Annotated in this window: 19 protein-coding genes and 1 riboswitch; of the genes, 8 read left to right on the forward strand and 11 right to left on the reverse strand. The window is 67.2% G+C overall.

Going from position 1 to position 20,461, the window contains the following annotated elements; all coding sequences use genetic code 11:
* The first annotated feature begins 6 nt into the window (after positions 1–6).
* Genes cyoB through QT386_RS16730 form a run of 6 tightly spaced genes read left to right on the forward strand, consistent with a single transcriptional unit; the run spans position 7 to position 5,674 of the window.
* Positions 7–2,013 (forward strand): cytochrome o ubiquinol oxidase subunit I, encoded by a 2,007-nt coding sequence (gene cyoB, locus QT386_RS16705; protein WP_367401454.1) that lies wholly within the window; start codon positions 7–9, stop codon positions 2,011–2,013.
* A gap of 9 nt (positions 2,014–2,022) precedes the next feature.
* Entirely contained in the window at positions 2,023–2,646 is a 624-nt protein-coding gene (gene cyoC, locus QT386_RS16710) for a cytochrome o ubiquinol oxidase subunit III (protein WP_289274877.1), read from the forward strand.
* Complete coding sequence (gene cyoD, locus QT386_RS16715) at positions 2,643–3,044, forward strand: cytochrome o ubiquinol oxidase subunit IV (protein ID WP_289274878.1); 402 nt, start codon at positions 2,643–2,645, stop codon at positions 3,042–3,044. Before cyoC ends, cyoD begins: the two co-directional genes overlap by 4 nt.
* Positions 3,041–3,781 carry an SURF1 family protein gene (locus tag QT386_RS16720; protein WP_289274879.1) on the forward strand — a complete coding sequence of 247 codons (741 nt, stop codon included), beginning with the start codon at positions 3,041–3,043 and terminating at the stop codon, positions 3,779–3,781. The genes cyoD and QT386_RS16720 overlap by 4 nt, the downstream gene beginning before the upstream one ends.
* A gap of 26 nt (positions 3,782–3,807) precedes the next feature.
* Positions 3,808–5,145: an ATP-binding protein gene (locus tag QT386_RS16725; protein ID WP_289274880.1), complete on the forward strand. Its 1,338-nt coding sequence runs from the start codon at positions 3,808–3,810 to the stop codon at positions 5,143–5,145.
* Positions 5,129–5,674: a response regulator transcription factor gene (locus QT386_RS16730; protein ID WP_289274881.1), complete on the forward strand. Its 546-nt coding sequence runs from the start codon at positions 5,129–5,131 to the stop codon at positions 5,672–5,674. The genes QT386_RS16725 and QT386_RS16730 overlap by 17 nt, the downstream gene beginning before the upstream one ends.
* 9 nt (positions 5,675–5,683) lie before the next feature.
* On the opposite strand, the gene mmsB is transcribed toward QT386_RS16730, so the two are convergent.
* From mmsB to QT386_RS16765, 7 genes are all read right to left on the reverse strand, one after another.
* Entirely contained in the window at positions 5,684–6,571 is an 888-nt protein-coding gene (gene mmsB, locus QT386_RS16735) for a 3-hydroxyisobutyrate dehydrogenase (RefSeq protein ID WP_289274882.1), read from the reverse strand.
* 141 nt (positions 6,572–6,712) lie between these two features.
* A complete protein-coding gene (locus tag QT386_RS16740) occupies positions 6,713–7,849 on the reverse strand; it encodes an enoyl-CoA hydratase/isomerase family protein (protein ID WP_289274883.1) in 1,137 nt (378 codons plus the stop codon).
* Positions 7,842–8,621, reverse strand: coding sequence for an enoyl-CoA hydratase (locus tag QT386_RS16745; RefSeq protein WP_289274884.1), 780 nt, complete (start codon positions 8,619–8,621; stop codon positions 7,842–7,844). Before QT386_RS16745 ends, QT386_RS16740 begins: the two co-directional genes overlap by 8 nt.
* Positions 8,618–9,778 carry an acyl-CoA dehydrogenase family protein gene (locus QT386_RS16750; RefSeq protein WP_289274885.1) on the reverse strand — a complete coding sequence of 387 codons (1,161 nt, stop codon included), beginning with the start codon at positions 9,776–9,778 and terminating at the stop codon, positions 8,618–8,620. The genes QT386_RS16745 and QT386_RS16750 overlap by 4 nt, the downstream gene beginning before the upstream one ends.
* 11 nt (positions 9,779–9,789) lie before the next feature.
* Positions 9,790–11,313: a CoA-acylating methylmalonate-semialdehyde dehydrogenase gene (locus QT386_RS16755; RefSeq protein WP_289274886.1), complete on the reverse strand. Its 1,524-nt coding sequence runs from the start codon at positions 11,311–11,313 to the stop codon at positions 9,790–9,792.
* Between the two features lie 165 nt (positions 11,314–11,478).
* A riboswitch (cobalamin riboswitch) is annotated at positions 11,479–11,692 on the reverse strand.
* A 98-nt stretch (positions 11,693–11,790) separates the two neighbouring features.
* Entirely contained in the window at positions 11,791–12,144 is a 354-nt protein-coding gene (locus tag QT386_RS16760; protein WP_289274887.1) for an ArsC/Spx/MgsR family protein, read from the reverse strand.
* A 32-nt stretch (positions 12,145–12,176) separates the two neighbouring features.
* Positions 12,177–13,388 carry a hypothetical protein gene (locus QT386_RS16765; RefSeq protein ID WP_289274888.1) on the reverse strand — a complete coding sequence of 404 codons (1,212 nt, stop codon included), beginning with the start codon at positions 13,386–13,388 and terminating at the stop codon, positions 12,177–12,179.
* A gap of 143 nt (positions 13,389–13,531) precedes the next feature.
* Here QT386_RS16765 and QT386_RS16770 point away from each other — a divergent pair, with 143 nt between their 5' ends.
* Positions 13,532–14,452 carry a metal-dependent hydrolase gene (locus QT386_RS16770; protein WP_289274889.1) on the forward strand — a complete coding sequence of 307 codons (921 nt, stop codon included), beginning with the start codon at positions 13,532–13,534 and terminating at the stop codon, positions 14,450–14,452.
* A 25-nt stretch (positions 14,453–14,477) separates the two neighbouring features.
* Here the strand turns inward: QT386_RS16770 and QT386_RS16775 are convergent, their stop codons facing one another.
* Positions 14,478–15,425 (reverse strand): hydrogen peroxide-inducible genes activator, encoded by a 948-nt coding sequence (locus tag QT386_RS16775; protein ID WP_289274890.1) that lies wholly within the window; start codon positions 15,423–15,425, stop codon positions 14,478–14,480.
* A gap of 67 nt (positions 15,426–15,492) precedes the next feature.
* On the opposite strand from QT386_RS16775, the gene blaOXA reads away from it, so the two are divergent.
* On the forward strand, positions 15,493–16,284 hold the full coding sequence (gene blaOXA, locus QT386_RS16780; protein ID WP_289274891.1) for a class D beta-lactamase: 792 nt from the start codon (positions 15,493–15,495) through the stop codon (positions 16,282–16,284).
* Here blaOXA and hemF read toward each other — a convergent pair.
* From hemF to QT386_RS16795, 3 genes are read right to left on the reverse strand one after another with little or no spacing between them, the layout of a single operon-like run.
* Positions 16,281–17,189, reverse strand: coding sequence for an oxygen-dependent coproporphyrinogen oxidase (hemF, locus tag QT386_RS16785; protein ID WP_289274892.1), 909 nt, complete (start codon positions 17,187–17,189; stop codon positions 16,281–16,283). The two genes, blaOXA and hemF, sit on opposite strands and share 4 nt — an antisense overlap.
* A complete protein-coding gene (locus tag QT386_RS16790; RefSeq protein WP_289274893.1) occupies positions 17,186–17,746 on the reverse strand; it encodes a Sua5/YciO/YrdC/YwlC family protein in 561 nt (186 codons plus the stop codon). Before QT386_RS16790 ends, hemF begins: the two co-directional genes overlap by 4 nt.
* A 3-nt stretch (positions 17,747–17,749) precedes the next feature.
* On the reverse strand, positions 17,750–20,245 hold the full coding sequence (locus tag QT386_RS16795) for a DNA topoisomerase I (RefSeq protein WP_289274894.1): 2,496 nt from the start codon (positions 20,243–20,245) through the stop codon (positions 17,750–17,752).
* Positions 20,246–20,461: the final 216 nt, after the last annotated feature.

The following is a 20,461-nucleotide window of genomic DNA, read 5'->3' on the forward strand; positions in this document are numbered from 1 at the left end:
TTCACCATGCAAGAACGTTCGGAACTGATGCAGACCCTGTTCGGCCGCCTCACGCTGGAGGCCATCCCCTACCACGAGCCGATCCTGATCTGGACCTTCGTGGCCACGGCGATCCTGGGCATGTCCCTGTTGGCCTACATCACCAGGAAGCGCGCCTGGGGCACGCTGTGGAACGACTGGTTCTGCAGCATCGACCACAAGAAGATCGGCGTGATGTACATGATCCTGGGTATCGTCATGCTGCTGCGCGGCTTTGCCGACGCCATCATGATGCGTGCCCAGCAGGCCTTCGCCTTCGGCGACTCGATGGGCTACCTGCCACCGCACCACTACGACCAGATCTTCACCGCCCACGGCGTGATCATGATTTTCTTCGTGGCCATGCCCTTCGTCACCGGCCTGATGAACTACGTGGTGCCGCTGCAGATCGGCGCGCGCGACGTGGCCTTTCCCTTCCTGAACAACTTCAGCTTCTGGATGACCACGGCCGGGGCCATCCTGGTGATGATGTCGCTGTTCGTGGGCGAGTTCGCGCAGACCGGCTGGCTGGCCTATCCGCCGCTGTCGGGCATCGACTACAGCCCCAGCGTCGGCGTGGACTACTACATATGGGCGCTACAGATAGCCGGCGTCGGAACATTGCTGTCCGGCGTCAACCTGCTGGTGACCATCGTCAAGATGCGCGCTCCCGGCATGACGCTGATGAAGATGCCGGTGTTCACCTGGACGGCGCTGTGCACCAACGTCCTGATCGTGGCGGCCTTCCCGGTACTGACCGCGGTGCTGGGCCTGCTGTCGCTGGACCGCTACGTCGGCACCAACTTCTTCACGAATGACTTTGGCGGCAACGCCATGATGTACGTGAACCTGATCTGGATCTGGGGCCACCCGGAGGTCTACATCCTGATCCTGCCGCTGTTTGGCGTGTTCTCGGAGGTAGTCTCCACCTTCAGCGGCAAGCGCCTGTTCGGCTACACCTCGATGGTCTACGCCACCGTGGTCATCACGATCCTGTCGTACCTGGTGTGGTTGCATCACTTCTTCACCATGGGCTCGGGTGCCAGCGTCAATTCGTTCTTCGGCATCACCACCATGATCATCTCGATCCCCACCGGCGCGAAGATGTTCAACTGGCTGTTCACGATGTATCGCGGCCGCATCAAGTTCGACGTTCCTATGCTGTGGACCATGGGCTTCATGTTCACCTTCGTCATCGGCGGCATGACCGGCGTGCTGCTGGCCGTGCCGCCGGCCGACTTCGTGCTGCACAACAGCCTGTTCCTGATCGCACACTTCCATAACGTGATCATCGGCGGCGTGGTGTTCGGCGTGTTCGCCGGCATCAACTACTGGTTCCCCAAGGTGGCCGGCTTCAAGCTGGACGAGTACTGGGGCAAGGTCTCGTTCTGGTTCTGGCTGGTCGGCTTCTGGGTGGCCTTCGCGCCGCTCTACGTGCTGGGCCTGATGGGCGTGACGCGCCGTGTCAGCCACTTCGAGGACATGAGCCTGCAAATCTGGTTCCAGATCGCCGCTGTCGGCGCAGTGCTGATCGGCATCGGCATCCTGGCCTTCCTGGTGCAGATCTTCGTCAGCATCCGTCGCCGCGAGTCGCTGCGCGACGAGACGGGCGACCCCTGGAACGGCCGCACCCTGGAGTGGGCCACCTCCTCGCCGCCGCCGGCCTACAACTTCGCCTTCACGCCGCGCGTGCACGACCAGGACGCCTGGTACGACATGAAGCGGCGCGGCCACCAGCGTCCGACCAGCGGCTTCGTGGACATCCACATGCCGAAGAACACGGCGGCGGGCATCGTACTGGCCGGCATCAGCATGCTCTGCGGCTTCGCACTGATCTGGCACATCTGGTGGTTGGCCGCGGCCTCGTTCTTCGGCCTGATCGCCGCCACCATCATTCACACCTTCAACTACGACCGCGACTACCACATCCATGCCGATGAGGTGACTTCGGTCGAAGACCAGCGCACGCGCCAGCTCGCGGCGCAGCAGGGATAGGCTCCAATCATGAGCGCACATACCGCTGACACCACGTTCCCGCCGGACAGCTTCTACGACACCGGCGAGCATCACCCGCAGAACGGGACGATGCTGGGCTTCTGGCTGTACCTGATGAGCGACTGCCTCATCTTCGCCGTGCTGTTCGCCATGTACGGCGTGGTGGGTGCCAACTACGCCGCCGGCCCGGGCCCCAAGGACCTGTTCGACCTCGGCCTGGTGGCGGTCAACACCGCCATGCTGTTGCTGTCGTCGATCACCTACGGCTTCGCCATGCTGGAAATGGCGCGCGGTCGCCAGAATGCCGTGCTGGGCTGGCTGGCCATCACCGGCCTGTTCGGCCTGGCCTTCGTCGGCCTGGAAATCTACGAGTTCGCACACCTCATCCACGAGGGCGCGGGCCCGCAGCGCAGCGCCTTCCTGTCGGCATTCTTCGCGCTGGTGGGCACCCACGGCCTGCACGTCAGCTTCGGCATCGTCTGGCTGGTGGTGCTGATGATCCAGGTGCGCAAGATGGGCCTGACCGAGCCGAACCGCCGGCGCCTGGCCTGCCTCAGCCTGTTCTGGCATTTCCTCGACGTCATCTGGATCGGCGTCTTCACCTTCGTCTACCTGATGGGAGTGCTGCGATGAGCACCGCCGATACCGAGCAGGCCTACGACCCGCGCCACGTCCACAGCCACCACCATCCCGAGGGCGAGGCCCACGGCACATTCAAGGGCTACGTGACGGGATTCATCCTGTCGGTGATCCTGACGGCGATCCCGTTCTGGCTGGTGATGGGTGACGTGCTGCCCAGCAAGCAGGCCACGGTGTTCATCATCATGGGCTTCGCGGTCGTGCAGATCCTGGTGCACATGATCTACTTCCTGCACATGAACACCAGCTCCGAGGGCGGCTGGAACATGCTAGCCATGATCTTCACGCTGGTGCTGGTGGTGATCACGCTCGCCGGCTCGCTATGGGTCATGTTCAACATGAACGAGAACATGATGCCGGTCTCGGCGCACGAGATGCGCAACGCTCCGTGACGCATGAAGGCGCCAGGCCGCGCTCCATCATCAGCCTCGCGCTGCTGGGAATCGTCGGCCTGACGCTGATCGCCGGGCTGGCCTGGCTCGGCAGCTGGCAGGTACAGCGTCGCGCCTGGAAGCTGGACCTGATCGAACGGGTGGAGCAGCGCCTGCGGGCCGTCGCCACGCCGGCGCCCGGCGCCAGCGCCTGGCGCGCCATCGACAAGGACGACGAATACCGCCGCGTCTTCGCCGAAGGCGAATTCCTGCATGACCGCGAGGCCTGTACCCAGGCCGCCACCAAGCTCGGTGCCGGCTGCTGGGTGATGACCCCGCTGCGCCAGGCCGATGGAACCCTGGTGCTGATCAACCGCGGCTTCGTGCCACCCGAGCGGCGCGATCCCGCCAGCCGCGCGGCCGGCCAGCCTGCCGGGATGCAGCGGGTCGAAGGCCTGCTGCGCCTGACCGAGCCTGAAGGCGGCTTCCTGCGCCACAACGATCCCGCCGCGAACCGCTGGCATTCGCGCGACGTGGCCGCCATCGCCGCCGCCCGCGACCTGCCGGTCGGCCAGGTCGCGCCCTACTTCATCGATGCCGCCACCACGGTGGAAAACGGCCCGGTGGGTGGCCTGACGGTGGTGAGCTTCCACAACAACCACCTGGTCTATGCCCTGACCTGGTACGGCTTGGCGCTGATGGTGGCGGGCGGATTGGGCATGGTGGGCCGACGCGAATGGCGGCTGAGACGCAGATAGACCCGGCCCGCGGTAGGATCACGCCCATGTCGCTGATCCAGTCCACCGCTCGCAACCTCTCGCTGCTCGCCTCCATGGGCCAGACGGCGGGGCAGCAGAACCTGATGCAACTGATCCAGCTGCGCTGGATGGCGGTGTTCGGCCAGGTGCTGACCATCGCCCTGACCACCGCCCTGTTCGGCATCCCGCTGCCGCTGCAGGAGATGTTCGCGGTGGTGGGCTGCCTGATCCTGCTCAACCTGTTTAGCCTGCTGCGCCCGCGCCAGTTCGGCGAGGTGCGTAACGGCGACCTGCTGGCCGGCCTGCTGCTGGACGTGGCGGCGCTCACCGCCCTGCTCTACTACAGCGGCGGCGCCACCAACCCCTTCGTGTTCCTCTACCTGCTGCAGGTGGCGCTGGGTGCCGTGCTGCTGGAGACCTGGTCGGCCTGGCTGCTGCTGGGCGTCACCAGCCTCTGCTTCGCCGGCCTCACCCGCTGGTACCTGCCGCTGCAGATGCCCACCCACGAGGAACTGTTCGAGCTGCACGTGCTGGGCATGCTGGTCTGCTTCGTGCTCGACGTGGCACTGATGGTGGTCTTCATGACGCGCATCAACGCCAACCTGCGCCGGCGCGACGCGCGCCTGGCCGGCCTGCGCCAGCAGGCGGCGGAAGAGGACCACATCGTGCGTATGGGCCTGCTGGCCTCCGGCGCGGCGCACGAACTGGGTACACCGCTGGCCACGCTGTCGGTGATCCTCGGCGACTGGAAGCGCATGCCGCAGTTCCGCGACGACCCTGAGTTGCTGCAGGAGATCGTCGACATGGAGGGTGAGGTGCGGCGCTGCAAGTCCATCGTCACCGGCATCCTGATGTCGGCCGGCGAGGCCCGCGGCGGCGCCCTGGCCGTGACCACCGCCGGCAGCTTCCTCGATGAGCTGGTCGGCGAGTGGTGCAACACGCGGCCGTCGGTGAGCCTGGAGTACCGCATCGACGACAGCACGCCCCACACCTGGATGAAGGAGCCGGTGATCTCGGATTCCGCGCTCAAGCAGGTGATCTGCAACGTGCTCGACAATGCCGCCGACGCCTCGCCAGCCTGGGTCGGCCTCAGCGCCGGTTGCGCCGACGGCCTGCTGACGCTGACCGTGCAGGACCGCGGCCTGGGCTTCGCGCCGGAGATGCTGGAGAAGATCGGCAAGCCCTACCAGTCGAGCAAGGGCCGCCCCGGCGGTGGCCTCGGCCTGTTCCTGGTGGTGAACGTGTTGCGCAAGCTGGGCGGCCAGGTAATCGCGGAGAACCGGCCGGAAGGCGGCGCGCGCGTGCGCTTGCAACTGCCGCTGTCCGCCCTGGCGATCGGAGAGGACGATGAACGACGCGGCTGAACGCCTGATGCTGATCGTGGAAGACGATGCCGCCTTCGCGCGCACGCTGAAGCGCTCCTTCGAGCGCCGCGGCTACCGTGTGCTGCATGCCGCCAGTGCCGAGGAAACGCGCGAGCTGCTGACGACCGCGCGGCCCGAGCGCGCCGTGGTGGATCTCAAGCTGGGCCAGGAATCGGGTCTCACGGTGGTTCAGCTGCTGCACCAGCACGATCCGGAGATGATGATCGTGGTACTCACCGGCTTCGCCAGCATCGCCACCGCGGTGGAAGCGATCAAGCTCGGCGCCTGCAATTACCTGGTCAAGCCCTCCAACACCGACGACATCGAGGCGGCCTTCAGCAGCGAGCCCGCGGAGCCGCAGGCCCAGGCCCCGGTGGCGGCGCGCCCCACCTCCATCAAGACGCTGGAGATGGAGCGCATCCACGAGGTACTGGCGGAGACCAACTTCAACATCTCCGAGACCGCACGCCGCCTGGGCATGCACCGCCGCACGCTGGCCCGCAAGCTGGCCAAGCGCTGGGTGCCGTAGGGCCGGCGCCTACGATTCCTTGCGGTAGAGGCTCACGATGCTGGAGAAATCCAGCGCGCCCGATGCGGCACTGTGCAGGCCGTAGAGATTGCGCGCCAGTTCGCCCAGCGGGATCGGGCTGCCGCTGGCGATGGAAGCTTCCGCCGCCAGGCCCAGGTCCTTGAGCATCAGGCTGCTGCCGAAACCGCCGCTGTAACCACGCGAGGCCGGCACGTTGTCCTGCACGCCCGGCCAGGGGTTGTACAGCTCCAGCGACCAGTTGCGGCCGGAACTCTTCACCATGATCTCGGATAGCACCTTGGGATCCAGGCCGTTGGCGACACCGAGCGCGAGCGCCTCCGCGGTACCGGCCATGTGGATCGCCAGCAGCATGTTGTTGGCGATCTTCGCCACCTGGCCCGCGCCATTGCCGCCGGCATGGAAGATGTTCTTGCCCATGGCCGACAGGTAGGGGCGCGCGCGCTCCAGCGCCTCGGCCGCGCCGCCGACAATGAAGGTCAGCGTGCCGGCCGCTGCACCAGCGGTGCCGCCGGAAACCGGGGCGTCGATGAAGACGATGCCGCGCGCCTGCGCCGCCTCCGCCACCTTGCGCGAGCTGGCCGGGGCGATGGTAGAGCAGTCGATCACCAGGGTGCCTGCGGCGATCTTCCCGATCAGGCCATCCGTGCCCAGGTACAGCGATTCGACATGCTGGCTGGCCGGCAGCATGGAGATCACGGTCTCCGCTCCCTGGACGGCCTCCGCCGGGCTGGTCGCCACCGTGGCACCGGCGGCACGCGCGGCCTCCAGCGCGGTGGGCGAGAGATCGAACACGCGCAGGGCGTGGCCGGCCTTGATCAGGTTGAGCGCCATGGGGCCGCCCATGTTGCCGAGGCCGATGAATGCGATTTGGGTCATGAAAAATCCCTTCTGTTCTCCTCTCTCCCGCTTGCGGGAGAGAGGCTGGGAGAGAGGGTTTCTGTAGATCTTTCGAGAACTACAGAAACCCTCTCCCTGAATCCCTCTCCCGCAAGCGGGAGAGGGGACGGCAATCCGCTACTAGATGCCCACCGACGCCGCGCTGTCCGTCCAGGGTGCGCGGAAGTGTTCTTCCACCCACTCCGGCGTCACCTCCGCCAGCGTCGGCGGGGTCCACTTCGGCACGTTGTCCTTGTCGATCAGCAGCGCACGTACGCCTTCCGCGAAATCCGGATGGGCACAGCACTGCAGCGCCACGACCAGCTCCAGACGGAACACCTCGGACAGGCTCAATGCGGCAGCGCGCTCGCGCAGCGCCCAGACCAGCGCGGCCGTGGTGGGCGAGCCGGCCGCCAGGGTGGCGGCGGCGCGCTTGAGCCAGGGATCGTCGCCGGCATAGCCGGTAATGGCGACGTGGACCTCCGCCAGCGTGGCGCCGGCGGTGAGCGCTTCGATGGCCTGCGCATGCTGCTGCAGCGGCGAGGCCGGCAGCAGCTCCCGTGCAGGCTCGGCAAGCGTCGCCAGTACAGCACTCAGCACCGCACGATTGGCGTCGGCGTCATCGCTCCAGTCCACGGCCGCCAACTGCTGGAACAGGCTGTCGCGATCGGCGCTGCGGACGAAGTGATCGCCCAGGCCCGCCACCAGCAGGTCATGGCCGTTGATGGACGCGCCGGTCAGCGCCAGGAACAGGCCCATGCGTCCCGGCATGCGGCGCAGGAACCAGCTGCCGCCCACGTCCGGGAACAGGCCGATGGTGATCTCCGGCATGGCCACGCGCGAGGTCTCGGTGACCACGCGATGGCTGGCGCCCGCCATCAGGCCCAGGCCGCCGCCCATGACAATACCGCTGCCCCAGACCATCAGCGGCTTGGGGTAGCGGTGGATGCGGTAGTCCAGGCTGTATTCCTCGTCGAAGAAGGCGAGGTTGGCCAGGTTCGGCGGCGGCCCCTGGTGATCCAGGATGGCGCGGTACAGGCTGCGCACGTCCCCGCCGGCGCAGAAGGCCTTTTCGCCGGCGCCGTGCAGCACCACGCAGGCAATGCCGGGATCGGACGACCAGCGCTGCAACTGCGGATCGAGCAGGCGGATCATTGGCAGGCTCAGCGCATTGAGCGACTTCTCGACGTTGAGCTGGGCGAAGCCGATGCGCTTGCCGTTGGCCGCCTTGACCTCGCGGAACAGGACCGGCGCGTCCTGGGTGGTGGCGTCAGCCATTGCGCCACTCCGGCTTGCGCTTCTCCAGGAAGGCGTTGACGCCTTCCTTCTGGTCCTGGGTGTCGAACAGGTCCACGAAGCGCTCGCGCTCCACCGGCAGGATCTGGCGCAGCGGGTTGCCGCGCGCACCCTGGATCAGCGTCTTGCAGACGGCGACGCTGGTGGGGCTCTGCTTGCTCACCTGTTCGGCCAGCTTCAGCGCCGCCTCCAGCGCACCGCCGCTGGGCACCACCTGTTCCACCAGGCCGATACGCAGTGCGGTGGCGGCGTCGATGCGCTCGCCGCAAAGGATCAGGCGCTTGGCCCAGCCCTCGCCCACCAGCCAGGGCAGGTTTTGTGTGCCGCCGGCGCAGGGCAGCAGGCCGACGGTGGCCTCCGGCAGCGCCATCTGCGCATGCTCCTCGGCGATGCGCAGGTCGCAGGCCAGCGCCGCCTCCAGGCCGCCGCCCATAGCGTAGCCGTTGATCGCGGCGATGCTGACGCCACGGAAGTCCGACAGCGCCTCGAAGGCCTCTCCGAAGCGTCGCGCCATGTCGCGTGCACGCGCCTTGTCGCCATCGGCGAACAGCTTCAGGTCGGCGCCGGCGGAGAAGAACTTGGCGCCTTCGCCGGTGACGACCAGCGCATATATCTCGCGATCCGCGTTCAGGTCCGCCACCAGGCGCCTGAGGTCGGCCAGGCTCTCCGCCGTCCAGGTGTGGGCCGGCGGGTTGCTCAAGAACAGGATGGCGGTGTGGCCGCGCTTCTCCAGCTTCAGGTTGGTGTAGCTCATCTCAACTCCTCGGTTGCGCCCTCGCGCAAGATGGCGCGGGCGACGATCACCCGCATGATTTCGTTGGTCCCTTCCAGGATCTGGTGCACCCGGTTGTCGCGCAGGTGGCGCTCCAGCGGGAATTCCTTCATGTAGCCGTAGCCGCCGTGCAGCTGCAGCGCCTCGTTGGCCACCTTGAATCCCGCATCGGTCGCATAGCGCTTGGCCATGGCGCAGTAGGTGGTGGCATCGCTGCTGCCGGTATCCAGCTTCCAGGCGCCGAGCCGCACCATCTGCCGCGCCGCCACCAGTTCCGTCAGCATGTCGGCGAGCATGAACTGCAAGGCCTGGAACTGCGCGATGGGGCTGCCGAACTGCTTGCGCTCGTGGATGTAGCCCTGCGCACGATCCAGCGCCGCCTGCGCGGTGCCGATCGAGCAGGTGGCGATGTTGATGCGCCCGCCGTCGAGCCCCTTCATGGCGATGGCAAAGCCCTGGCCCTCGGCGCCGATGCGGTTCTGTTCGGGCACCTCGACGTTGTCGAAGCTGATCATCCGCGTGGGCTGGCTGTTCCAGCCCATCTTGTGTTCCTTCTTGCCGTAGGAGATGCCCGGGCTGTCCGCCGGCACCGCGAAGGCGCTGATGCCCTTGGGTCCTTCCGCGCCGGTGCGCGCCATCACCACGAGCCAGTCGGTGGAGCCGGCGCCGGAGATGAACACCTTGGTGCCATTGAGCAGGTAGTAGCCGCCACGCTTCTCCGCGCGGGTCTTCAGCGCCGCCGCATCGGAGCCCGCTCCGGGCTCGGTCAGGCAGTACGAGGCCAGCAGTTCACCGGCCGCGAGCCTGGGCACCCACTGCCGGGCAAGCTGCTCCTGCCCCCAGGTGGCGAACATCCAGGTCGCCATGTTGTGGATGGTGATGAAGGCCGTGGTGCTGGTGCAGCCGGCCGCCAGCTCCTCGAAGATGACCGAGGAGTCGAGGCGTGACAGGCCCAGGCCACCGAGCGCCTCCGGCGTGTAGAGGCCGCAGAAGCCCAGCTCGCCGGCCTTGGCGATCGTCTCCCGTGGAAACTCGGACTCCGCGTCCCATTGGGCAGCGTAGGGCGCCAGTTCATGGCGCGCGAAATCACGCGCCGCCGCCTGCAACGCACGCTGCTCGTCGTTGAGTGAGAACTCCATGACGCATGGCCTTATTTCAGGCTGATCGTGGTGTTCACGCCGACCGACAGCGTGCTGTCGTCGAACCAGCGCTGCGTGACGGTCTTGGTCTGGGTGTAGAACAGGATGACCTGCTTGCCGTAGGGCCCCAGGTCGCCCAGCTTGGAACCGCGCGAGCCGGTGAAGGAGAACAGCGGCACCGGTACCGGGATCGGCACGTTGATGCCGACCTGGCCGACGTCGATGTCTTCCTGGAACTTGCGCGCGGCGGCGCCGGACTGCGTGAACAGCGCCACGCCGTTGCCGTTGGGGTTGCTGTTGATCAGCTCGATCGCTTCATCCAGCGTGTCCACCGAGACGATCACCTGCACCGGCCCGAAGATCTCCTGGTCGTAGATCGACATGCCGGGCCTGGCGCCCGAGAAGATCGTGGGGCCGACGAAGTTGCCGCTCTCGTAGCCGGGAACGGACGGATTGCGCCCGTCCAGCTCCAGCGTGGCGCCGTCGGCCAGGCCGCGGGCGATCAGGCCGTCGACGCGCTCGCGCGCCGCGCGGGACACCACGGGGCCGACATCGGTACCGGGCTCATGGCCGGCATTGACCTTGAGCGTCCTGGCCTTGGCGACGATCTCGGGAATCCACTGCTTGGCCTCGCCCACCAGCACCGTCACCGAGGCCGCCATGCAGCGCTGGCCGGCGGCGCCGAAGGCCGCGCCGGCGAGGTTGTTGAGCGCCTGCTCCTTGTTGGCGTCCGGCAGCACCACGGCGTGGTTCTTGGCGCCCATCATGCACTGGGCGCGCTTGCCGGCCAGGGTTGCGCGGTTGTAGACGTGCGTGCCGACCTTGGTCGAACCCACGAAGGACACGGCCTTGATGTCCGCGTGATCGCAGATGCCGTTGACGATGTCCGGGCCGCCGTGGATCACGTTGAGCACGCCCTTGGGAATGCCGGCCTCCAGGGCCAGCTCCACCAGGCGCATGGTCACCATCGGGTCCTGCTCCGAAGGCTTCAGCACGAAGGTGTTGCCGGTGGCGATGGCCATGGGGAACATCCACAGCGGGATCATCGCGGGGAAGTTGAACGGCGTGATGCCGGCGCAGACGCCCAGCGGCTGCAGGATGGTGTAGGTGTCCACGCCGCCGGCGACGTTGGTGGCCAGTTCGCCCATCTGCAGCGTGCCGATGTTGGCGGCGTGCTCCACCACCTCCAGGCCGCGGAACACGTCGCCCTCGGCGTCCGGCAGGGTCTTGCCCTGCTCGGCGGTGAGGATGGCGGCGAGTTCCTTCATGTTCTCGCGGATCAGCTGCTGGTACTTCAGGAAGATGCGTGCGCGCACACCGATCGGTGTCTTGCGCCAGGTCTTGAAGGCGTCCTTGGCGGCTGCCACGGCGGCGTCGAGCTCTGCCGGCGTGGCAAAAGGCACGCGGGCCAGAACCTGCTGCGTGGCCGGGTTGATCACGTCGCGCCACTCGCGCGACTGCGACTCGATGAATTCGCCGTTGATCAGCAGCTTGACGCCGGGGATTGCCGCGTTGGGCTTGAGGACAGCCGACATGATGTGTGCTCCGCAAAACGTCGCGGTCTGCCCGGGGAAGGCGCGCACAGCCGCCCGGCCGGACAAGGCTCAGGTCAGGGCACGCACGCTTCGTGTTTCCGTCTGCAAACCGCCATGCCGTCACGCCCACCGCGAACGGGATTCTTGAACGCATGGCCTGGCTTTCCAGGTCATGCGCATGCAGGCCGGTCTCCGGACTTGCAAGGATTTCTGCGCGGCCTTCCCGATGCATGACATCAGTGGCGTAGAAGCGCAGCGACGCTTGCTTACCGTTGCGGGGGCAGTTGCGGAATGTCCGGGCGAGTTCGCCGGGGGCACCGTATTCCCGTTTCACCCTGCGTCCGGAAAGGACCAGGGCACCTGCATGGCGCGGATTCTAGTGCGAGTCCCGGACGATGGCAGTGACGGAATCCGTCCATCGGCATGATCTTCTTTGCCATGTCCGGCCCATTGCGGGCCGGATTACGGCGATGGAATTCAGCGCAGGCGGTCGAGGATCGCCGCCTCGTCCGCCGCGGCAAAGCCCGCATGCAGCCAGCCATCTTTTGCAATGACCGGCCGCTTCGCCAGCGAAGGCTGGGCCGAGAGCAGCGCCGCCGCGTTGACCGCCGTGAGCCCTTCGCGCGTCGCCTCGTCCAGCTTGCGCCAGGTGGTGCCCTTGCGGTTCACGATGAGGTCCATGCCCAGCGCGTCGACCCAGGTCTGTGCCAGCTCGCGCGGCAGCCCTTCTGCCTTGAAGTCGTAGAAGCGATAGGCGATGCCCGCCTCCGTCAGCCGGCGCAGCGCGCGCTGCACCGTGTCGCAATTCTTGATGCCGTGCACGACGACCATGCGGGCCACCGGTGATGAAAGGGCCGCCGAGCTTACTGCATGTCCGACTGCAGCACCGTCTGCAGCAACGCGCGGTAGTAGGCCACGCGCGGGAAGCGGTTGATGCCGAGGTTGAAGGTCCGGTAGCTCACGCCCCAGTGGTGCGTGCGCACGGCGCCGAGATGCAGGCGGTGCTGCGGCGGAACCTGCGGCGCCTCGGGCAGCAGGTTGTCGGGCAACGCCACCTGGCCGTCGTTGTAGACGGTGAGCGGTGCGGTCACCAGCGCCTGGCGGTGCATGGCCCAGTCGTCGAAGTTGAACTGCCACCAGCGCCGGCGGTAATCGGTCAGCGGCATGATGGCGGCGGCGGTGTAGTAGCGCAGCTGCGGCGGCAGGCGCGGCGCATAGTCCCGTGCCCGCTGCTGCCGTACCTCGTGCCCCAGTGCGCGCACACCGTGGATCATGTCGTCGCAGAGCTGCGGCGTGCCCAGGCCCAGCAGCCTGCCGATCCAGGGATGCCGCCGCGCGAAGGCCACCAGCTTGTCCATGGGCACCAGCTGCGGCGACTCGCCGACGCAGTCGTCCGCCAGGTACGAACCACCGATATCACCGCAGAGCCCCAGGAAGCCGCGCGTCGCCGGCAGGATGAACTCGTCCGCGAACACGCCGCTGTGCAGATCAGCCAGCAGTTCCAGCGACAGCGGCGCACCATAGGAGTAGCCGACGAAGAACAGGCGATAGCCCTCGCCCACCCAGCGCCGCAGGCTGGCGCTGCCATGCAACATGCGGAACATCGTGGGCACGATGTGCTCGCTGGCGGCGTTGGAGCGCGGGTAGCGTAGATACACCAGCTTGAGGCCGTCGCCGCTCTGGTAGAGCTGTTCGCGCGTCTCGCCTTGCGCCGGGTGCAGCATCAGCACCGTGTGCGGCGAGCCCTTGCGTTGCACCTGCTCATGCCAGGAGAAATTCTTCAGCGTCTCGTGCGTGAAGCCCGGCACCATCACCAACACGGTCTTCTGGTTGCGGAAGAAGGCCTCGTCGATGCGCGGCTGCGGCTCCTGCAGGCCGGCGAGCGCCGACTCCACCTCCTCGGTGCTGTAGGCGATGCCGGATAGGTCCAGGTCGCGACGCGCCCCGGCGATGCGCAGGTCCTCGACGCGGTAGGGCTTCCACATCCAGCGCGCGATCTGCGCCGGATCATGGCCCTCGGCCCGCAACTGCCACAGGAAATTGTCCCGGAAGCGCCGGGCGGCCTCCTCGCTCATGCTGTCCCCTGGATCTTCATGTCCTTAGTTTTGCTGGCAAGATAGCGCGAAGAACCGCGATTCATCGAGTCGCGCTTGCAATGTGCCATTGAGCGATGTAAATATTTCGACATGACGAGTCGTCTGTCGGAGTCCGAAACATCATGACCCGCAGCACCGAGCAGCATCCGCTGAAGGCGCGCCGCGCCCGCTTCGATTTCAGCGACACGCCGCTGCACTGGATTCCCGGCGACGCGTTTTCCACGCACCTGGTCAACGGCATCCACCTGCTGCTGCCCGCCGGCGAGCTCTGGTTCTGCCGCGTCTACAACCAGGCACTGCCGCTGATCCGCGACGAGCGCCTGCGCGAGGACGTCGAGGGCTTCATCCGCCAGGAGGCCTGGCATGCGCGCGCCCATATCGGCGCGCAGGCCTACCTCCAGCGCCACGATCTGCAGACCGAGGCCTTCCTGGCGCGCGCCGACCGCCTGTTCGGCGAAGTGCTGGGCGATGCGCCCTTCGGCCTCAAGCAGATGCAGCGCGATCCGCTGAAGCGCTACTGGCTGGTACTTCGCGTGGGGCTGATCGCCGCCATCGAGCACTTCACCGGCATGCTCGGACAGTGGGCCATGGACAACAAGACCTGGGACAAGGCCGACCCGGTGATGGCCGACCTGTTCCGCTGGCACCTGGCCGAGGAAGTGGAGCACCGCTGCGTCGCCTTCGACCTGTTCGAGCACTTGTGCCGCACGCAGCTGGGCTTCTACGTCAGCCGCCAGGTGCTGATGGCGGCGGTGTTCCCGCTGTTCATCCACTTCCTGCTCGACGGCTACCGCGAGCTGGCCGCGCAGGACCGTGACGACCGCGCCAGCCGCCGCATGGCGCGGCGCTCGCTGCTGCGCCTGCTGGTGGAGCTGGAGCGCGTGGGCCGCCGCACGGAGAACATCCCGCCGCTGAGTTTCCTGCTGGCCGGCGCACTGCGCTGGATTTCGCCGCGCTTCCACCCGATGACCGAGGGCGACACGCAGCAGGCACTGGACTACTTGGCGCGCTCGCCGGCCGCCAGGGCGGCGACGCTGCAGTAGCGCCTCCGGCGCGCGCGGCAAGCCTTCAGTGCTTGCCGTCTTCCTGCAGCTCGGCGTCCGGCAGGTAGCTCACGCCCTTCATGCCGGACTCCAGGATCGCCTGGCGCAGCACCGCGATCGCCTTGCGACGCGGCCAGGATTTGCGCCAGATCAGCGCGATACGGCGCTGGGGGCCGGGCTGCACGAAGGGCTTGGACAGCAGGTGCCCGGGGTCATCGCCGCGGTTCTCCACCGAGGCACGCGGCAGCACGGTGATGCCCAGGCCGCCTACCACCATGTGGCGGATCGTCTCCAGGCTGCTGCCGGTCTGCGGGCGCGGGCCGGCGCCGTCCGGCTCCACGCATTTGGGGCAGGCCTCGATCACCTGCTCGCGGAAGCAATGCCCGGGACCCAGCAGCAGCAGTGGCTCGCCGGCGAGCTGGCGGGCCGGGATCTGCTTCTCGTTGGCCCAGTGATGGTCTCGCGGGAGCAGCACCACGAAATCCTCGTCGTAGACCGGCCAGGCCGCCAGGCCCGTCAGGTCCACCGGCAACGCCAGCAGCGCCACGTCCAGCTCGTTGTCGCGCAACTGCTCCAGCAGCTTGGCGGTGAAGTTTTCCTCGATCACCAGCGGCATCAGCGGCGCGCGCTCGCGCATCAGCGGCACCAGGCCCGGCAGCAGGTAGGGGCCGACGGTGTAGATCGCGCCGAAGCGCAGCGGGCCGTTGAGCTCATCGCGGCCTTCGCGCGCCATGTCCTCGATCAGCTTGGACTCGGCCAGCACGCGGCGCGCCTGGGTGATGATGCGCTCGCCCACCGGCGTGGGCTTGGCCTCGCCGCGGTTGCGCTCGAACAGGATCACGCCCAGCTCGTCCTCGAGCTTCTTCACCGCGACCGACAGCGTCGGCTGCGACACGAAGGAACGCTCGGCGGCGCGGCCGAAGTGGCGCTCCTTGTCGAGGTTCACCAGGTAACGGAGTTCGGTGAGGGTCATGGCCTTTAGCCTAAACGCTGCCGGCCCCGGCGCAAAGCCATGCCAAGGTATCCTTGCGGCCCGCCCCATGGATGGAGCCGCCGTGCTGCGCCGCCTGCTGATCCTGCTGTGCTTCTGCGCCCTGCCCGCCAGGGCCGGCTTCATCGACGAGCGCCCGGACCTGGAACCCCTGTTCGGCGGCACGCCCGGCTGCTTCGCGCTCTACGACGTGGCCGCCGACCGCCTGCTGCTGGTGAACCCCGGGCGGGCGAACACGCGCTACATCCCCGCCTCCACCTTCAAGCTCGCCAACAGCCTGATCGCGCTGGAGACCGCGGCCGTGCGCGACATCGACGAGGTGATCCCCTACGGCGGCCAAGCCCAGCCCTTCAAGGCCTGGGAGAAGGACATGCCGATGCGCGAGGCCTTCCCGGCGTCCAACGTGCCGGTGTACCAGGAGATCGCGCGCCGCGTCGGCCTGCCGCGCATGCAGGCGATGCTGGAACGCCTGGACTACGGCAACCACAACGCCGGCACCGTGGTGGACCGCTTCTGGCTGCGGGGCCCGCTGCAGATCAGCGCGGTGGAGCAGGCCCGCTTCGTCGCCCGGCTGGCGCAGGGCCAGCTGCCGTTTTCAGCGGGCAGCCAGTCCGCCGTGCGCGAGATCGCGGGGATCGAGACCCGTGGCGGCGACGTGCTTTATGGCAAGACCGGCTGGGTCTTCGGCACACAGCCGCAGATCGGCTGGTGGGTGGGCTGGGTGGAACGGGAGGGGCGCGTCTACGGCTTCGCCCTCAACATCGACCTGCAGGGCGAGCAGGACATCGGCAAGCGCCGGCAGGTCGGCGAGGCCATCCTGCGCCAGCTGCAGTTGTTCTAGATCCAGGTACCCGGCTTGAGATAGCGCTCCAGCAGCGCCGCCTCGGGCGAACCCGGCTCGGCGTGATGGTCGTACTCCCAGCGTACCTGCGGCGGCATCGACATCAGGATCGACTCGGTGCGGCCGCCAGACTGCAGGCCGAACAGGGTGCCGCGGTCCCAGACCAGATTGAACTCGACGTAGCGCCCGCGGCGCAGCAACTGCCACTGCCGCTCGCGCTCGCCGTAGGGCTGGTCCTTGCGGCGCGCCACGATGTCCGCATAAGCCGCGCCATAGGCATCGCCCACACGCTGCATCAGCGCGAAGCCGGCCTCGAAGCCGCCCTCGCTCCAGTCGTCATAGAAGATGCCGCCGATCCCACGCGGCTCGTTGCGGTGCTTGAGAAAGAAATACTCGTCGCACCACTGCTTCAGCTTCGGATAGACGTGAGCCCCGGCCGGCGAACAGGCGTCACGTGCCGCGCGATGCCAGTCGCGGCAGTCCTCGTCATAGCCGTAATAGGGCGTGAGATCAAAACCGCCCCCGAACCACCAAACCGGCTCTTCACCCGGCTTCTCCGCCAGGAACAGACGCACGTTGCAATGGCTGGTGGGCGCATGCGGGTTGCGCGGATGCATCACCACCGACACGCCCATCGCGCGCCAGCTGCGTCCCTGCAGTTCCGGCCGGTGGGCCGTGGCGGAGGGCGGCAGCCTGGTGCCATGCACCAGCGAGAAGCCCACGCCACCACGCTCGAACACGGCACCGTCCGCCATCACGCGCGAGACGCCGCCACCGCCCTCGGCACGCTGCCATTCGTCACGCCCGAAACTCACCTGGCCGTCGATGGCTTCGAAGCGTTCGCACAGACGCTGCTGCAGGCCGCGCAGCCAGGATTCGACAGCGGTGAAGTCGGGCGTGCTCATCGGCGCAGGATATGTCCGGTCGAAACATCACGGATCGTGGTCGGCTTGCTCAAGTGGCCCAGCGCCCCCGGCATCAGGAAGTCGATCTCGTCGCCGAAGTACAGGCGCACCTGCGCCACCGTCATGGCCGGCGCACGGCCAGCGGGGTTGGCGCTGGTGGAGACGATGGCTCCGCCATAGGCCTCGCAGAGTTCTACCACGGCCGGGTGGCTGCTGACGCGCACGGCGACGCCGTCATGGTCGCCGCTGATCCACATCGGGGTGTAGTCCCTGGCCGGGAACACCCAGGTCGCCGGGCCCGGCCAGGTGGCGGTGGCGCGCTTCAGGGCGTTGTTGGACGGCACCTGCACGTAGGGCTCCAGCTGCTCGAAGCGCGAGGCGATCAGGATCACGCCCTTTTCCCAGGGGCGATCCTTGATCTGCAGCAGGCGCATCACGGCGCGCTCGTCCTGCGGCTCGCAACCCAGGCCCCAGACGGCCTCGGTGGGATAGGCGATCACACCGCCGCGCTGCAGCGCGCGGCAGGCAGCTTTCAGGCGCAGCGGTGCAACGTTCACGGACTAGCTCTTATTCCTGGCGGCGGCTTTCTTCGCCGGAGCCTTCTTGGCAGTGGACTTCTTGGCAGTGGCCTTTTTCACGGCGGTCTTCTTGACCGCGGCCTTCTTGGCGGCCGGCTTCTTCGCTGGAGCCTTCTCGGCACTCTCGGCCTTGGCGGCGGCCGCCTTCTTGGCCGGCGCCTTGCCCTTCTTGCCGCCCTTCTTCGGTGCCGCCGCGGCGGCTTCCGCCAGCCAGGCCTCGCACTCGAAGACCGTCACGTCGTCGACTTCCTTGTTGCGCGGAACATTCGCGCGACGCGTGCCGTCGGTGATGTAGGCGCCGAAGCGGCCCTTGATGATGCGGATGCCGGTGCCGTCGAAGACCTTGAGCGTCGCCGCTTCCAGCGCCGCCGCCTTCTGCTCGATCAGCTCGATCGCGCGCGGCAGCTCGATGGTGTACGGATCGTCGTCCTTCTTCATCGAGACAAAGCTCTTGCCGTGCTTGATGTACGGGCCGAAGCGGCCGATGTTGGCCTCCACCTCGTCGCCGTTGGGCAGCGTGCCGATCTTGCGCGGCAGCTGGAACAGGGCCAGGGCCTGCTCCAGCGTGATGGTGTCGATGCGCTGGTTGGCCCGCAGCGAGGAGAAGCGCGGCTTGTCCTGGTCGTCCTTGGTGCCGATCTGCACGAAGGGACCGAAGCGACCCAGGCGCGCGCTGACCGGCTTGCCGGTGGCCGGGTCGGTGCCGATGATGCGGGCCTCCGACACGTCCTTGCGCGACAGCTCCATCTTCTCTTCGATGCGCGGCTTGAAGCTGTTCCAGAACTGCGCCAGCAGCGGCTTCCACTGCTTCTCGCCGCGCGAGACGGCGTCGAGATCGTCCTCGAGATGCGCCGTGAACTCGTAGTCCACGTACTGCTCGAAGTGGTCGGTCAGGAACTTGTTGACGATCATGCCGACGTCGGTCGGCACGAAGGCCTTGCCCTCCAGGCGCACGTAGTCGCGACCCTGCAGGGTGGAGATGATGGTGGCGTAGGTCGACGGGCGGCCGATGTCAAACTCTTCCAGCGTCTTGACCAGGCTGGCTTCGGTATAGCGCGGCGGCGGCTGGGTGAAGTGCTGCTCGGGCAGCAGTTCCAGCAGCTTCACGCGCTCGCCTTCCACCAGCGCCGGCAGGCGCTTGTCGTCCTCGTCACCCTCGTCGCGGTCTTCCGGATCCTGCGCGCGGATGTCGTAGGCGGCCAGGAAGCCCGGCGTCACCAGCACCGAGCCGGTGGCGCGGAAGGCATGCTCGCTGCCGGCACGCAGCTCGGCGCTGACGGTGTCGAACACCGCCGCTTCCATCTGCGAGGCCACGGTGCGCTTCCAGATCAGCTCGTAGAGCTTGGCCTGGTCGGGCTTGAGGAACTGCGCCACCTGGCGAGGCAGGCGCGCAGCCGAGGTCGGGCGCACGGCTTCATGCGCTTCCTGGGCGTTCTTGGACTTGGCCTTGTAGGTGCGCGGCTCGGACGGCAGCGCGTCGGCACCGTATTGCAGCTGGATGACGTTGCGGATGTCCTTGATCGCATCCTGCGCCAGGCTCACCGAGTCGGTACGCATGTAGGTGATCAGGCCCACCGTCTCGCCGTCGATGTCCACACCTTCGTACAGCTGCTGCGCGGTCTGCATCGTGCGCTTGGAGGTGAAGCCGAGCTTGCGGTTGGCTTCCTGCTGCAGCGTCGAGGTGGTGAACGGCGCGCCCGGGTTGCGGCGGCGCTGCTTCTTCTCGATGGACTTGACCAGCAGCGTGCCGCCGGCCGCCTCCAGGATGCGCTCCCGGGCAGCCTCGGCACCGAGGCCGTCGGTCAGCGTGAACTGCTCGGCCTTCTTGCCGTCCAGCTCGATCAGGCGCGCGCTGAAGGCCTGGTTGGCCTTCTCGGCGCGGGCATCCAGCGACCAGTATTCCTGCGGCTTGAACGCGCGGATCTCGAGCTCGCGCTCGCAGATCAGGCGCAGCGCCGGCGACTGCACGCGGCCGGCCGACAGGCCCGGCTGCACCTTGCGCCACAGCAGCGGCGACAGGTTGAAGCCCACCAGGTAGTCCAGGGCGCGGCGCGCCTGCTGGGCATTCACCAGGTCCTCGGAGATGTCGCGCGGGTTGCGGATGGCTTCCTGCACTTCGCGCTGGGTGATCTCGTAGAACACCACGCGCTTGACCGGCTTGCCCTTGAGCGCGTTCTTCTCGCGCAGCAGCTCGGCCAGGTGCCAGGAAATGGCCTCCCCCTCGCGATCAGGGTCGGTGGCCAGCCAGAGCTCATCGGCTTGCTTCAGCGCGGAAACGATCGCCTTGACGTGTTTTTCGTTGCGGTCGATCACCTGGTACTTCATGGCGAAGCCGTTCTGGACATCCACGGCGCCATCCTTGGGCACGAGGTCGCGCACGTGGCCGTAGGAGGCCAACACCTCGAAATCCTTGCCCAGGTACTTCTTGATCGTCTTGGCCTTGGCGGGCGACTCGACGATGACCAGGTTCTTAGTCATTAAGAGCCTATCCGTGAGTGATACGCGCACGCGACGGCGTGCCATTTTTGTGTCCCGCTAACCCTATCGACCCGCGGTGTACGCGAGTACATAAGGGGCGATAGGGGCTGCGGGGCGCAAAAATAGCCCCGTCCCTCCGGATTGCGCCGGAAATCGCGCCATGCGGCGCCAGCCGCTGCTTATTGGGACCCACCCAACCGCGCATCGGCTGACTTG

Source organism: Solimonas sp. SE-A11 (assembly GCF_030345715.1).
Taxonomy (GTDB): Bacteria; Pseudomonadota; Gammaproteobacteria; order Nevskiales; family Nevskiaceae; genus Solimonas_A.

What these genes read in the sequence shown, in the direction of transcription:
- cyoB (WP_367401454.1), top strand. Translation starts at nt 7, where the DNA reads ATGCAAGAACGTTCGGAACTGATGCAGACCCTGTTCGGCCGCCTCACG.
- cyoC (WP_289274877.1), top strand. Translation starts at nt 2,023, where the DNA reads ATGAGCGCACATACCGCTGACACCACGTTCCCGCCGGACAGCTTCTAC.
- cyoD (WP_289274878.1), top strand. Translation starts at nt 2,643, where the DNA reads ATGAGCACCGCCGATACCGAGCAGGCCTACGACCCGCGCCACGTCCAC.
- QT386_RS16725 (WP_289274880.1), top strand. Translation starts at nt 3,808, where the DNA reads ATGTCGCTGATCCAGTCCACCGCTCGCAACCTCTCGCTGCTCGCCTCC.
- QT386_RS16730 (WP_289274881.1), top strand. Translation starts at nt 5,129, where the DNA reads ATGAACGACGCGGCTGAACGCCTGATGCTGATCGTGGAAGACGATGCC.
- mmsB (WP_289274882.1), bottom strand. Translation starts at nt 6,571, where the DNA reads ATGACCCAAATCGCATTCATCGGCCTCGGCAACATGGGCGGCCCCATG.
- QT386_RS16740 (WP_289274883.1), bottom strand. Translation starts at nt 7,849, where the DNA reads ATGGCTGACGCCACCACCCAGGACGCGCCGGTCCTGTTCCGCGAGGTC.
- QT386_RS16745 (WP_289274884.1), bottom strand. Translation starts at nt 8,621, where the DNA reads ATGAGCTACACCAACCTGAAGCTGGAGAAGCGCGGCCACACCGCCATC.
- QT386_RS16750 (WP_289274885.1), bottom strand. Translation starts at nt 9,778, where the DNA reads ATGGAGTTCTCACTCAACGACGAGCAGCGTGCGTTGCAGGCGGCGGCG.
- QT386_RS16755 (WP_289274886.1), bottom strand. Translation starts at nt 11,313, where the DNA reads ATGTCGGCTGTCCTCAAGCCCAACGCGGCAATCCCCGGCGTCAAGCTG.
- QT386_RS16760 (WP_289274887.1), bottom strand. Translation starts at nt 12,144, where the DNA reads ATGGTCGTCGTGCACGGCATCAAGAATTGCGACACGGTGCAGCGCGCG.
- QT386_RS16765 (WP_289274888.1), bottom strand. Translation starts at nt 13,388, where the DNA reads ATGAGCGAGGAGGCCGCCCGGCGCTTCCGGGACAATTTCCTGTGGCAG.
- QT386_RS16770 (WP_289274889.1), top strand. Translation starts at nt 13,532, where the DNA reads ATGACCCGCAGCACCGAGCAGCATCCGCTGAAGGCGCGCCGCGCCCGC.
- QT386_RS16775 (WP_289274890.1), bottom strand. Translation starts at nt 15,425, where the DNA reads ATGACCCTCACCGAACTCCGTTACCTGGTGAACCTCGACAAGGAGCGC.
- blaOXA (WP_289274891.1), top strand. Translation starts at nt 15,493, where the DNA reads ATGGATGGAGCCGCCGTGCTGCGCCGCCTGCTGATCCTGCTGTGCTTC.
- hemF (WP_289274892.1), bottom strand. Translation starts at nt 17,189, where the DNA reads ATGAGCACGCCCGACTTCACCGCTGTCGAATCCTGGCTGCGCGGCCTG.
- QT386_RS16795 (WP_289274894.1), bottom strand. Translation starts at nt 20,245, where the DNA reads ATGACTAAGAACCTGGTCATCGTCGAGTCGCCCGCCAAGGCCAAGACG.